Source organism: Paenochrobactrum gallinarii, from assembly GCF_014205685.1.
Taxonomy (GTDB): Bacteria; Pseudomonadota; Alphaproteobacteria; order Rhizobiales; family Rhizobiaceae; genus Paenochrobactrum; species Paenochrobactrum gallinarii.
In genome coordinates this window covers 454,705-467,162 of the sequence record NZ_JACIIU010000001.1, presented here as the reverse complement: position 1 = coordinate 467,162, position 12,458 = coordinate 454,705, and the positions used below count along the sequence as shown (strand labels likewise).

The 12,458-nt window shown below is 50.6% G+C and carries 13 protein-coding genes; 5 read left to right on the top strand and 8 right to left on the bottom strand.

What is annotated here, in order from left to right; all coding sequences use genetic code 11:
- The first annotated feature begins 5 nt into the window (after positions 1-5).
- From petA to FHS77_RS02195, 4 genes are all read left to right on the top strand, one after another.
- Positions 6-569 (top strand): ubiquinol-cytochrome c reductase iron-sulfur subunit, encoded by a 564-nt coding sequence (gene petA / locus FHS77_RS02210; protein ID WP_184219322.1) that lies wholly within the window; start codon positions 6-8, stop codon positions 567-569.
- A gap of 20 nt (positions 570-589) precedes the next feature.
- On the top strand, positions 590-1,879 hold the full coding sequence (locus FHS77_RS02205) for a cytochrome b (RefSeq protein ID WP_184219319.1): 1,290 nt from the start codon (positions 590-592) through the stop codon (positions 1,877-1,879).
- Between the two features lie 31 nt (positions 1,880-1,910).
- A complete protein-coding gene (locus FHS77_RS02200) occupies positions 1,911-2,783 on the top strand; it encodes a cytochrome c1 (protein ID WP_184219316.1) in 873 nt (290 codons plus the stop codon).
- A 241-nt stretch (positions 2,784-3,024) separates the two neighbouring features.
- Entirely contained in the window at positions 3,025-3,570 is a 546-nt protein-coding gene (locus FHS77_RS02195; RefSeq protein WP_184219313.1) for an adenine phosphoribosyltransferase, read from the top strand.
- 77 nt (positions 3,571-3,647) lie between these two features.
- On the opposite strand, the gene FHS77_RS02190 is transcribed toward FHS77_RS02195, so the two are convergent.
- The 5 genes from FHS77_RS02190 to FHS77_RS02170 all read right to left on the bottom strand — a co-directional run bounded on the left by FHS77_RS02190 (position 3,648) and on the right by FHS77_RS02170 (position 7,261).
- Positions 3,648-4,115: a MaoC family dehydratase gene (locus FHS77_RS02190; RefSeq protein ID WP_184219310.1), complete on the bottom strand. Its 468-nt coding sequence runs from the start codon at positions 4,113-4,115 to the stop codon at positions 3,648-3,650.
- Positions 4,112-4,597, bottom strand: a complete 486-nt coding sequence (locus FHS77_RS02185) for a MaoC family dehydratase (protein ID WP_184219308.1) — start codon at positions 4,595-4,597, stop codon at positions 4,112-4,114. Before FHS77_RS02185 ends, FHS77_RS02190 begins: the two co-directional genes overlap by 4 nt.
- A gap of 62 nt (positions 4,598-4,659) precedes the next feature.
- Positions 4,660-5,763 (bottom strand): redox-regulated ATPase YchF, encoded by a 1,104-nt coding sequence (gene ychF / locus FHS77_RS02180; RefSeq protein WP_184219305.1) that lies wholly within the window; start codon positions 5,761-5,763, stop codon positions 4,660-4,662.
- 101 nt (positions 5,764-5,864) lie between these two features.
- Entirely contained in the window at positions 5,865-6,617 is a 753-nt protein-coding gene (gene pth / locus FHS77_RS02175; RefSeq protein ID WP_184219303.1) for an aminoacyl-tRNA hydrolase, read from the bottom strand.
- Positions 6,618-6,652: 35 nt separating this feature from the next.
- Positions 6,653-7,261 (bottom strand): 50S ribosomal protein L25/general stress protein Ctc, encoded by a 609-nt coding sequence (locus tag FHS77_RS02170; RefSeq protein ID WP_184219300.1) that lies wholly within the window; start codon positions 7,259-7,261, stop codon positions 6,653-6,655.
- A 397-nt stretch (positions 7,262-7,658) separates the two neighbouring features.
- Between FHS77_RS02170 and FHS77_RS02165 the strand changes: the two genes are divergently transcribed.
- Positions 7,659-9,203 (top strand): ATP-binding protein, encoded by a 1,545-nt coding sequence (locus tag FHS77_RS02165; RefSeq protein ID WP_184219298.1) that lies wholly within the window; start codon positions 7,659-7,661, stop codon positions 9,201-9,203.
- Between the two features lie 118 nt (positions 9,204-9,321).
- Here the strand turns inward: FHS77_RS02165 and FHS77_RS02160 are convergent, their stop codons facing one another.
- The 3 genes from FHS77_RS02160 to FHS77_RS02150 form a co-directional block, all read right to left on the bottom strand.
- Positions 9,322-10,254 carry a ribose-phosphate pyrophosphokinase gene (locus tag FHS77_RS02160; protein WP_184219295.1) on the bottom strand — a complete coding sequence of 311 codons (933 nt, stop codon included), beginning with the start codon at positions 10,252-10,254 and terminating at the stop codon, positions 9,322-9,324.
- Between the two features lie 338 nt (positions 10,255-10,592).
- The gene (locus FHS77_RS02155; RefSeq protein WP_184219292.1) at positions 10,593-11,219 is read right to left on the bottom strand and encodes a hypothetical protein; all 627 of its coding nucleotides are present in this window, start codon (positions 11,217-11,219) and stop codon (positions 10,593-10,595) included.
- Between the two features lie 84 nt (positions 11,220-11,303).
- On the bottom strand, positions 11,304-12,455 hold the full coding sequence (locus FHS77_RS02150) for a M24 family metallopeptidase (protein WP_184219289.1): 1,152 nt from the start codon (positions 12,453-12,455) through the stop codon (positions 11,304-11,306).
- Between the last annotated feature and the right edge of the window lie 3 nt (positions 12,456-12,458).

Here is a 12,458-nt window from a genome sequence, read left to right as displayed (position 1 = left end):
GGCACGTGAGCGCACACGACACGGCTGAGCCGACACGGCGTGATTTTCTGTACATTGCGACAGGGATGGCTGGTGTAGTTGGCGCCGGCGGACTGGCATGGCCATTTATTGATCAGATGCGTCCTGACGCATCGACTTTGGCTGCCGCTTCCATTGAAGTAGATGTCTCTTCCGTTCAGGAAGGTGGATCGCTGACAGTGAAGTGGCGTGGTAAGCCGGTCTTTATCCGCAACCGCACCGCTAAAGAAATTGAAGAAGCCAAGTCGACCAATATGGCCGACCTGAAAGATCCGTTAGCACGTAATGCCAATCTGGCAGCTGACACTCCGGCAACCGATCTCGCCCGCTCTGCAGGTGAGGGCAAGGAAAACTGGATGGTCATGATCGGCGTGTGTACGCATCTTGGCTGCGTGCCGCTCGGTGAAGCAGGCATCTTTGGCGGCTGGTTCTGTCCGTGCCACGGTTCTCATTATGATACTGCTGGTCGTATTCGCAGCGGCCCTGCACCTGAAAACATGGCTGTGCCACAGTTTTCGTTTGTATCCGATACTGTCGTCAAAATCGGCTAGTGGTTCCGGGGAGAGAAGACATGAGTGGCGGACACTCCACATATACGCCGAATACCGGCATTGAAAAATGGTTCGATGACAGACTGCCATTGCCGCGTCTGGTCTATGATTCATTTGTTGCTTATCCAACACCGCGCAACCTGAACTATATGTACACCTTCGGTGGCATCTTGTCGTTCATGCTGATTGCGCAGTTGCTGACAGGTATTGTTCTGGCCATGCACTATGCTGCATCGACCGGTATTGCCTTTGAATCCGTTGAAAAAATCATGCGTGACGTCAACTCCGGCTGGTTGTTGCGTTATATGCATGCCAATGGTGCATCATTCTTCTTTGTTGCTGTTTATCTGCACATCGCCCGCGGCCTTTATTATGGTTCTTATAAAGCCCCGCGCGAACTGTTGTGGATTCTCGGCGTGATCATTTTCCTCCTGATGATGGCAACCGCTTTCATGGGCTATGTGCTGCCTTGGGGACAGATGTCCTTCTGGGGTGCAACGGTGATCACCGGCTTCTTTACCGCTTTCCCGATTATCGGTGAGCCGATCCAGCAACTGTTGCTGGGTGGTTTTGCGGTTGATAATCCGACACTGAACCGCTTCTTCTCACTGCATTATCTCCTGCCGTTCATGATTGTCGGCGTGGTGATCCTGCACGTTTGGGCGCTGCATGTGACCGGTCAGACCAACCCGACAGGCATTGAAGTAAAGTCGAAAACGGACACATTGCCGTTTACGCCATATGCAACCATTAAGGATGCATTCGGCGCGCTGATCTTCTTCCTGTTCTTCGCATATTTCGTTTTCTATATGCCGAACTTCCTTGGTCATCCGGACAACTATATCCCTGCGGACTCGCTGAAAACACCGGCACATATCGTGCCTGAATGGTACTTCCTGCCGTTCTATGCGATCCTGCGTGCTATTACGTTTAATATCGGCCCGATCGATTCCAAGCTCGGCGGCGTGTTGGCGATGTTCGGCTCCATTGCAGTGCTTTTCGTATTGCCTTGGCTGGACACATCAAAAGTGCGCTCGGCGGTTTACCGTCCTTGGTTCAAGATGTTCTTCTGGCTCTTCGTGTTCAACGCCATCTTCCTTGGCTGGCTCGGTTCACGTCCTGCTGAAGGTATCTATACAGCCTTGGCACAGGTCGGCACCGTGTATTACTTTGCGTTTTTCCTCGTGATCATGCCGGTACTTGGTCTGATTGAAAAACCAAAACGGTTGCCGAACTCGATCACCGAAGCGGTGCTGGAAAAGAATCAGGGTAAGTCTGCGCATTTAGCGCCAGAGAAGATCCCTGGTTGAGTGCAGCGAAAGTTAATGAAGGACTAGAAATATGAAAAAGTTCCTCACCGGTTTCGCTGCCTTCGGAATTGCTCCAATGGTGGCACTCGGCCTGACAATGGGCGGTGCTTTTGCAGAAACAGGTACTGTTCCGGCTGAGCCGGATCATTACCCGATCTTCAAGCCAAAGCAGGAAAGCTGGAGCTTCTCAGGGCCGTTCGGAACCTATGATAAGGGCCAGTTACAGCGCGGATTAAAGGTGTACAAAGAGGTTTGTGCAGCTTGTCACTCGCTGGAATTTGTCTCATTCCGTACGCTATCGGATCTGGGCTATTCGGAAGATCAGGTGAAGTCATTTGCCGCTGAATATGAAGTTCAGGACGGGCCAAATGCGGATGGTGAAATGTTTGACCGTAAAGCGGTTGCAACAGATTACTTCCCGTCGCCATTTCCAAATGCACAGGCAGCCGCAGCAGCCAACAATGGTGCAGCCCCGCCGGATCTGTCTCTGATTGCCAAAGCACGTGCAGCAGAGCGCGGTTTTCCGACCTTTATCTTCGACATTTTCACACAATATGCCGAAGCAGGTCCGGACTACATTTACTCATTGCTGACCGGTTATAGTGCAAAGCCGCCAGCAGGAATGGAAATTCCTGAGGGCACACACTACAACCCGTACTTCCTGTCGGCAAAGTCTTTGGCAATGGCCAGCCCTCTGAGTGACGATGTTGTGACTTATGATGATGGCAGCCCGCAGACTGTGCAGCAATATGCGCATGACGTTTCGGCATTCCTGATGTGGGCAGCAGAGCCGCATCTGGAACAGCGTAAAAAAGTCGGCTTCCGTGTGATGGTATTCCTTGCCCTGTTTGCAGGTCTGGTTTACATCGCAAAGCGTCAGATTTTTGCACAGCTGAAAGACTAAGCTTTAAAGCTGGAATTTTATGATTAAGGGCGCATCTGCGCCCTTTTTCGTGTGTTTAAGGGTAACCTAACAGGCTGGATAAAGCCTGTGCGGATTGTTCTGAATCAATTTGTGATCGGGGATCACTGTTATTATTATCCAGTGGTTTGCGATTCCGTGATCGGACACAAATCATGCATTTCCGGTTTGAAATCATGGTGGTTAACCGATTATGACTTTTAGATGTTAAAGGATTGTCTCAATGGACAAAGAAACACAGTCGACGCTCAGAGAGGCAATCAGAACGATTAAGGACTACCCGAAGCCGGGTGTTCAGTTCCGTGATGTGACCACCTTGATGGGTAATACACAGGCTTTCCGCCGTGCGGTGGATGAGCTGGTTTATCCATATGCAGGTGGCAAGGCGGATAAGGTTGCGGGTGTTGAAGCGCGCGGCTTTATTCTGGGCGGTGCTATGGCGCACCAGCTATCAGTGGGTTTTGTACCGATCCGCAAAAAAGGTAAACTGCCTTATGAAACCGTACGCATTGCCTATAGTCTCGAATATGGCATTGACGAAATGGAAATGCACCGCGATGCGATTAAGCCAGGTGAAAAAGTTATTCTGGTGGATGATCTGATTGCGACCGGCGGCACGGCAGAAGCCGCGTGTAAATTGTTGCAGCAAATGGGCGCAGAAATTGTCGCGGCCTGTTTCGTGATTGATTTGCCGGATTTGGGTGGCCGTAAGAAGCTGGAAGCTTTGGGCGTCCATGTCCACACATTGGTGGCTTTTGAAGGCGACTAAGTTTTTTAAAAGACTGAATAAAAAGCCCTGTCATAACTGACAGGGCTTTTTTCTTATTTATGCTATCTAATTTTGATTTAAGGCAGCTTGATCATCGCTGCGTTTTCAAAGCGCAGGATTTCTTCATTTTTCTCATCGCGCGCAGTGCACAGCATGGTGATCATTGACCAGCCTGGTTTGGATTCCAGTGCCCGAACAGAGGTGACTGTGCGGGTGTAAGTCAGAGTGTCTCCGGCAAAAACAGGGCGTGTCCATACCAGATTGGTAAAGCCGGGTGAGGGGCCAAAAACCGGCGGCGTTTCACCTTTGGCCAGCATCTCGCCGACTTCGCGTTCCAATGACTTAATATTGAGCTTCATCCAGACTGAAGCTGAATGCCAGCCGGATGCGCATAGATTACCAAACAGGCTGTCTTTGGCGGCGTCCGGATCGACATGAAAATATTGCGGATCGAACTGACGGGCAAATTCGATGATGTTTTCCTGCGTGAAGGTGAAGCTGCCGAGAATGACTTCTTTGTTCAGCATATCGTCGATGATGCTCATGATGCAGCTCCTTGTTGAGCGTCCATTTGAGCTGTGGCACGTTGTTTCAAAATCAGCTTATGCTGCACCTCGCAAACCGTCACGCCCTCTTGGTTTTTCAACTCATGTAAGAGGGTGACTATGCCGAGACCCGGACGTGAGCTGAGCAAACGCCCTTTGGTGATGGTTGTGGTGCCTGTCAAAGTGTCGCCTGCCAAAACAGGACGCTTCCAATTGGTAAAATCAACGCCCGGCGCGCCTTGGGAGGTCGTGTCGAGCATATAGGCATCACACATCATTTGCATCAGCATCGAGCATGTGTGCCAACCGGAGGCTGCCAAACCGCCCAGAATGCTTTTCTTGCCAGCTTCTTCATCCAGATGAAATGGCTGCGGATCATATTCCTTAGCAAAAGCGATGATTTCCCCGGCGCTTACCGTTTTGGGCCCAAGATTAAAAACGCGGCCTTCATGGAAATCTTCATAAGCATATTTTGCGTTCAAAACAGATACCTTTCGATATAAAGCACATAAGAAAAAAGGCCAGCGAGGCTGGCCTTAATTGATCATGTATTGAAGCGGAAAAGCAAGATGTCACCGTCTTGGACGACATATTCTTTACCTTCATCGCGTGCCTTGCCCGCCTCTTTAGCGGCGACTTCACCACCCAAAGTGACATAGTCATTATAAGCGATTGTCTGGGCACGAATGAAGCCGCGCTCGAAATCGGTGTGAATGACGCCGGCTGCTTGCGGTGCCTTGGTGCCACGCTGGATGGTCCATGCGCGTGTTTCTTTAGGGCCGACGGTAAAATAAGTAATCAGATCGAGCAGCTTGTAGCCGGAGCGGATCAGGCGATCGAGACCTGGTTCTTCCAGTCCCATGGCATCCAGATATTCTTTGGCTTCTTCATCAGCAAGCTGGGCTACTTCTGCTTCAATCGCGGCTGAGATGATAACGCTTTCCGCGCCCTGCGAGGTAGCCATGGCTTCAACAGCCTTGGTGTGCTCATTGCCGGTTGAAGACTGGTCTTCAGCAACGTTGCAAACATAAAGTACAGGCTTGGAGGTCAACAGATTGAGACCTTGCAAGATTGCCAGATCTTCAGCGGCAATGTCTTTCAGCAGCATGCGAACAGGCTGACCGTTTTGCAAAAGTTTCAACGATTCTTCCATCATCGGCAGAACAGTGAGGGCTTCTTTGTCCTTGCCGGTCGCGCGCTTGCGGATTTGGACGATGCGGCGCTCCAGACTTTCCAGATCAGAAAGCATCAGCTCGGTTTCAACGGTCTGCGCGTCGGATACCGGATCAATGCGGCCTTCAACATGGGTGATGTCGTCATCTTCAAAACAGCGCAGCACATGAACGATAGCATCTACTTCGCGGATATTGGCCAGAAACTGGTTGCCCAGTCCTTCCCCCTTAGAAGCGCCACGTACAAGGCCGGCAATATCAACAAAGGAAATACGGGTAGGGATGATTTCCTTAGAGCCACCGATTTTGGCAACTTCATACATGCGCGGATCAGGCACAGCCACTTCACCAGTGTTCGGCTCAATGGTGCAGAACGGGTAGTTGGCAGCTTGTGCCGCAGCGGTGCGTGTCAACGCGTTAAAGAGTGTTGATTTGCCGACATTGGGCAGGCCGACGATGCCGCATTTGAAACCCATGACTATACCTGTCTCAATAAGTTTTAAGTTAAAATGGCTATGGGATATGGAAGGGGGCAAGGTCAAGAGTGCTCAATGTCCCGTTCAGAAAAAGTGCTGTTTTAGTCTTTCTTACCAAACAGTTTTTTCAGCATATCAGCCATAGGCCCTGATTCCGGTATATTCGGCTTGCCCGATGTCGGGCGTGCCTGCCGGATATGACTTTGTGCTTTGGGTGCAGCTTTTGGTGCTGCATCCGCTAGTTTGCCGCCTGCATTCGGGCGGTTATTACCTTCGCCCATTGCCAGCGCAATTTTGTTCATGAAAGAATTATCCTGACCTTTGGCCAGTAATGCAGCATTGTCGCTAATAGTGCCAAGCAACGGATCAAGCCATTTTTGATCTGCCTTGGCAAAATCACCAAGCACATGATTATGCACGAGCTCTTTGGCGCCCGGATGGCCGATACCTAAACGGATACGGCGATAATCTTTAGAGCCGAGCAAGCCTTGCAGATGCGCATCAGTGGATTTGATTCCGTTATGACCGCCTGAGCCGCCGCCGGTTTTGATGCGGAGTTTGCCTGCCGGTAAATCCAGCTCATCATAGATCACAACCAGATCGGCAAGTTGCAGCTTGTAAAAGCGCATAGCCTCGCCAATGGATTGGCCGGACAGGTTCATGAAGGTTTGCGGCTTAATGAGCAGAACTTTTTCACCATCAATGGTGCCGTCGGCAATTTCTGCCTGAAATTTTTTCTGCCATTTGGAAAAGCTATGGCGGCGGAATATTTCATCCACCGCCATGAACCCGATATTATGTCGGTTTTGCGCATAACGGGGGCCGGGATTGCCAAGACCTGCGATGAGGAGCATGGATTTCTAACCTTCGAAATGCGCTTTAACAGACATTATTCTGCTTCAGCTTCGCCTTCAGCTTCATCTTTTACACCGCCGCCAGGAGCAGCAATGGTTGCAACTGTAAAGTCGCGATCCTGAATAACAGGGGTCACGCCCTTAGGCAGTTTAACAGATGAAATATGAACGGTTGCGCCGATGTCGAGACCTTCAAGGTCAACAACGATTGCATCCGGAATTGCGTTCGCAGGTGCAACGAGTTCAACTTCGTGACGAACGACGTTGAGCAGGCCGCCGCGCTTCAGACCCGGAGCTTTTTCTTCGTTGATGAACTGAACAGGTACGTTCACTTCAACAATTGACTTGGCGGAAACGCGCAGGAAGTCAACGTGCTGAGGGAAGTCACGTACTGGATCCAGCTGGTAATCCTTAGGGAGAACCTGGATTTTCTTGCCGTCGAGTTCTACGGTGATCACAGTGGTTTTGAAGCCACCACCATGAATGCTGTAGTAAATGTCTTTATAAGAGACAGCAATAGACAGGGGAGCCTGCTTGTCACCATAAATAACAGCTGGAATCAAACCGTTGCGGCGAAGTTCGCGGGAGGACCCCTTACCAACCCGTGTGCGCGCCTCGGCCTTGAGCACTTTAGTTTCGCTCATGGCATTTCCTTTCGAATGTGTATTGGAGTGTTGTTTGTTATCTCATTGAAAACAAACAACATGAAACACAAATAAACCTGCATGAAGTGGCTTGCCACTTTGCAGATAGACGATGCTCCATCCCGCGTTGCCTCCAAGGGTGTCTACGCGGATGCGGGGTCTATAAAGGATAAGCTGAAAATGTGCAAGTTTTGCAGGCATATTTTATCTGTGAGACGGCATAAATACTGGTTTTTCACCGTCGTGGCGATGCATTCTGTGGGGTGTTTTGTGTGTTGGGCGTTAGAGGCTGGCATTTTGCGCCGTAAAAATGTTAGGGACGGGGACAGCTTTTAGCACATTGAGTCTGCGATCATTATCGCGACCATATTTTCTGGATAAGATTTTAGGAGGCGAGATGAAGGTCGGCATCGACATGGGTTCTGTGTCGGGTAATGCAGGATCGACGGCAGCACTTGGCGCCGGCGGCAAAAATGCCATGCTTGATCTGGAGGAATTGCTAGCAACCCGCCTGTTGGTTCAGGGAAACTCGGGTTCGGGTAAGTCCCATCTTTTACGCCGACTGTTAGAACAAAGCGCGCAATGGGTGCAGCAATGCATCATTGATCCGGAAGGGGACTTTGTGACCCTTGCCGATGAATATGGCCATGTGGTTGTGGATGCTGCGCGTACCGAAGCAGAACTCACCCGTATTGCCGGACGTATCCGTCAGCATCGCGTTTCTGTGGTGCTTAATCTGGAAGGTCTGGACGCTGAGCAGCAAATGCGCGCGGCGGCGGCCTTTTTGGGCGGTCTTTTTGATGCCGAGCGCGACTATTGGTATCCGATGCTGGTGGTGGTTGATGAAGCGCAGCTTTTTGCACCTGCTGTTGGCGGTGAAGTGTCCGACGAAGCGCGTAAAGTGTCTTTGGGTGCTATGACCAACCTGATGTGCCGTGGCCGTAAACGCGGGCTTGCGGGGGTGATTGCCACCCAGCGTCTGGCAAAATTGGCCAAAAACGTGGCCGCAGAAGCTTCCAACTTTTTGATGGGGCGTACATTTCTTGATATTGATATGGCGCGTGCATCCGACCTTTTAGGTATGGAACGCCGTCAGGCAGAAATGTTCCGTGATTTGCAGCGTGGCCATTTCATTGCCCTGGGGCCTGCTTTGTCGCGTCGTCCATTGCCGATTAAAATTGGTGTGGTGCAAACCTCGGCGCGTTCTTCCAGCCCGAAACTGATGCCGCTGCCGGATGCACCTGTTGATGCAATGGATTTGATTTTCACGCCGTCACCGGATGAAGTGCGGCCATTGGTTCGCCGTCCTGCACCGCCGCCACCAGCCCCTTCGACAGCTGAAATTCTGGCGCAGGTCACCAAGCCGAAGCCGGAAGCAGAGCAGCCGCCGGAACCGGTTTTCCCAGGCCTTATTGAAGCCGAGCGTGAAGAGTTGATTGATAAGGTGATGCGCCAGATTATTGATGATCCGGAAGCCTCATTCCGCTCTGTTGCGGTGCTTTATCAGGATTTTCTGGTGCGTTGTCGTATTCACCGTGTACCGGGTGAACCGCTGGCTTTGCCTGCTTTCCGCCGTCGTCTGGCTTTGGCGCAGGCAAGTATTGACGGTGACACGGCATCGACTGAAACATGGCAGAAGGCTTTGGCCTTATCAGAAAGCCTGACTGATGATGTGCAGGGCGTATTCTTGATTGTGGCACAAGCTGCGGTCACGCAAGCCCCGTGCCCGTCTGATGCGGCTTTGGCGCGAGCCTATGGCAGTCACTCCACCAGCCGCGCGCGTCGTTTGCTGACTTATTTTGAAGAGCGCGGCTTGTTGGTGGTGCGCAATGATTTTACCGGCAAGCGCATTGTCGCTTTTCCTGATCTGGATTGCGAAACCGCCGCCGGTGATCCGAATGCACCCGATGATATGGCAGAAGAAAATACTGCCGCTGAATAATTACGAACTCTTTTAAAACATAAAAAAGCCGCCGGATTTTGATTAATCCGGCGGCTTTTTTATGTGGGTCTTAAATGCAGAATAGCTGCAGTAGCTATTCTGCATTTAATTAAAAATATTAGTCGAACAGGCTGGATACAGATTCTTCTGCAGCGGTACGGGCAATTGCTTCGCCAATCAGTGGAGCAATTGAGAGAACGCGAATATTGGAAGCTGCAAGAATTTCTTCGGATGGCTGAATGGAATCGGTGATCACCAGTTCCTTAAGCTTTGAAGAGGTGATGCGATTGACCGCAGCGCCAGACAGAACGCCGTGGGTGATGTAAGCGGTAACGCTTGAAGCGCCTTTTTCAAGCAGAGCTTCAGCCGCATTACACAATGTACCGCCGGAATCGACGATATCATCAAACAGCAAGCAATCTTTGCCAGCCACTTCACCGATGACGTTCATCACTTCGGATTCACCGGCGCGTTCGCGGCGTTTATCCACGATCGCCAGATTAGCGCCAATACGTTTAGCCAATGAACGGGCACGAACAACGCCGCCAACATCCGGTGAAACCACCATGCAGTTGGATGTTTCGTAATTGGCTTTCACATCACGGGCAATAACCGGAACCGCATAGAGATTGTCGGTCGGGATATCGAAGAAGCCCTGAATCTGACCTGCATGAAGGTCAAGGGTCAGAACGCGGTTTGCACCGGCTTCAGTGATGAGGTTAGCAACAAGCTTAGCAGAAATAGGGGTACGCGGACCCGGCTTTCTGTCCTGACGGGCATAGCCGTAATAAGGAATAACGGCTGTGATACGACGTGCTGATGAACGACGGAAAGCGTCGATCATGATCAGCAGTTCCATCAGGTGATCATTGGTCGGGTAGGACGTGGACTGCATGACGAAAACGTCTTCACCACGAACATTTTCCTGAATCTCAACAAAGATTTCCTGATCCGCAAAGCGCTTTACAGTGGCTTTGCCCATAGGAATATTGAGATAATTAGCAACAGATTCGGCAAGAACCTGATTGGAGTTGCCCGCGAAAAGTTTCATATTTTGCCTCTGACGCTGCTCTCAAGCGATGACGCACGATCGTGAAACCTGAACCATTCCGGTTACGCTCATGCGCGGATTCCAAACACCCCGCAGATATGCCAATACTGCCAGCTTCCCTAATTGCTATATTTTAGGGCGCAAGGCGGTTGGATGCGATATCTCGGATTAGCGGCCTTTTACAAAGACTCGTAGAAATTGCAAAGGGTCGATTGGTCACACTCTGTTAATATTGTGATATAAAGTCAGTTTCCCACAGGCTCTGTGGGTTATTTTCCCAAAAAACAGGTGATTTCGGCTTTTTTGTCACAAAAATATATTCTTTTGCAAGATTTTTATCATGAACGGGAGCTGTTTTTCCAATTAAGATATTGCTGAATCGTTTGATCGGCGATGGCTTCCATCGCATTTGGTGTTACCGCACCCCAGGAATCAGTGGTTGTACCTTGCACTTTTTGCTCGCCCTGGATGCGGTGCAGACGATTGCCCGCCGGATCAAGCACATCCCATACATAAAGCACTGTCGTTTGCCCGTTATCGGCAAGGGCTGAAAAATAGCCTTTCATGACGTGGGAAGAGGGACTATTTTCATTGCCTGTCAGCGTGATGCCGCGCGCCTGTGCTGTTTGGGTGAGGCGCTGGGTCATTGGTGTGACCACATTAAGCGGTGCGCCGATGATGGGAGCGATATAAAGGCTTTGTGCTGTTGCAGCCGGACGTGCGGCAGTAACGGATGTATTTTGGGTGGCGGTCGCGGTGGCTGTGCCACTTGTGCTGTTTACACTGTTGGCGGATGTCATGGATGTGCTGCCTGCCGGAGCGGGCAATGTGCTGGCGCTGACAGGCGTTGTCGGTGCACTGCTCACCACATTATTATTGCCAATATCCAGTGCAGACTGCGTGTTGTTACAGCCGGTCAAAACAGCGCCGAAAAGGAGAACACTCCAAAACTGATATTTATTCATGTCCGGCTTTATGCTCCTGAAATGCGCCTGCTCCCATTTGAGCTACCGCATGAAACACCCGTTAATAAATAATCATATTTTCGTTCATTTAACAATCAGCTCGGTGGAGTGGCGGGTGAGCGACACTGCCTCTGCATTGGTCGTCAAATAGGTCTGCCCCAAAGTCATCGCGGTTTCAGTATCGGAATCCATGATGATGATATTGGCACAAAGGGTCATGTCCGGCTGGATGCGCTCCGGATTGCCAGCATTAAACATTTGTGGCTCCATCCATGTCGGAGCAAAACGTGCGCCTACCGAATAGCCGCAAACATTCATGCGATGGCGCGTCAGATCATGCGCTTCCATCACTTTTGCATAAGACTCAAACACATCACCGAAACTGGATGTGGCATTGAGCGATTTTTCAACAACAGCCAAGGCTTCGCTGGCTGCTTCATAAAGCTCCAAATGGCGCTTGGATGGTTTGCCGGTCAGCACTGTGCGCATCATCGGCGCATGGTAATGGCGGTAAACTCCCGACCATTCCAAAGTCAGCTGATCGTTTTTGTTTAATTTGCGCCGACCCGCTTTATAGCGGCACAGCAGTGCATCTTTGCCAGAGCCGATACTATAATCATTGGCCGGAAAATCGCCGTTGGCGGCAATATTGGCGCTGATCATGGCGGCCAGAATGTCAGCTTCGCTGGCACCGGCCTGAATAAGTTCCAGCGCTCTATCCAGCACCTCATCGCTCAATTCGGCAGCTTTTTTGATAAAGCCGATTTCAGCCGGACTTTTCAACAAACGCAGCTGATCAACAAAGGATGAGGCATCAATGATTTTGGCAAAGCTTTGCAACTGGTCGTCAAGTTTGCGCGCGTTGGAACCGGTCAAGCCATGGGTCTGATATTCAATACCAATACGGCTGCCGAGCAAGTCCAATTCGCTCAACAAATTACGCAGATCTACTGCCGGATTGGCATTGTCACGGTCTGTCCATTGGATGATATTATCAATATTGGATGTATGGCGTGCCTGACGTAAATCAGCGGCGCGGGTTAAAAGCACCATCGAACCGTCGGATTTTACAATCAGACATTGGAAAAAACCAAAGCCGAAACTGTCATAGCCGGTTAGCCAATACATGCTTTCCTGCGCAAAGAGCAGAATGGCATCAAGCTTTTCTTCGTCCATTTTCAGTTTCAGACGATCGCGTCGTGCGGCGTATTCTTCCGGTTCAAAATGAAGTGCCATCTC

Coding starts and splice junctions, on each gene's coding strand:
- FHS77_RS02205 (WP_184219319.1), top strand. CDS start 590: ATGAGTGGCGGACACTCCACATATACGCCGAATACCGGCATTGAAAAA.
- FHS77_RS02200 (WP_184219316.1), top strand. CDS start 1,911: ATGAAAAAGTTCCTCACCGGTTTCGCTGCCTTCGGAATTGCTCCAATG.
- FHS77_RS02195 (WP_184219313.1), top strand. CDS start 3,025: ATGGACAAAGAAACACAGTCGACGCTCAGAGAGGCAATCAGAACGATT.
- FHS77_RS02190 (WP_184219310.1), bottom strand. CDS start 4,115: ATGAGCATCATCGACGATATGCTGAACAAAGAAGTCATTCTCGGCAGC.
- ychF (WP_184219305.1), bottom strand. CDS start 5,763: ATGGGTTTCAAATGCGGCATCGTCGGCCTGCCCAATGTCGGCAAATCA.
- pth (WP_184219303.1), bottom strand. CDS start 6,617: ATGCTCCTCATCGCAGGTCTTGGCAATCCCGGCCCCCGTTATGCGCAA.
- FHS77_RS02170 (WP_184219300.1), bottom strand. CDS start 7,261: ATGAGCGAAACTAAAGTGCTCAAGGCCGAGGCGCGCACACGGGTTGGT.
- FHS77_RS02165 (WP_184219298.1), top strand. CDS start 7,659: ATGAAGGTCGGCATCGACATGGGTTCTGTGTCGGGTAATGCAGGATCG.
- FHS77_RS02160 (WP_184219295.1), bottom strand. CDS start 10,254: ATGAAACTTTTCGCGGGCAACTCCAATCAGGTTCTTGCCGAATCTGTT.
- FHS77_RS02155 (WP_184219292.1), bottom strand. CDS start 11,219: ATGAATAAATATCAGTTTTGGAGTGTTCTCCTTTTCGGCGCTGTTTTG.
- FHS77_RS02150 (WP_184219289.1), bottom strand. CDS start 12,455: ATGGCACTTCATTTTGAACCGGAAGAATACGCCGCACGACGCGATCGT.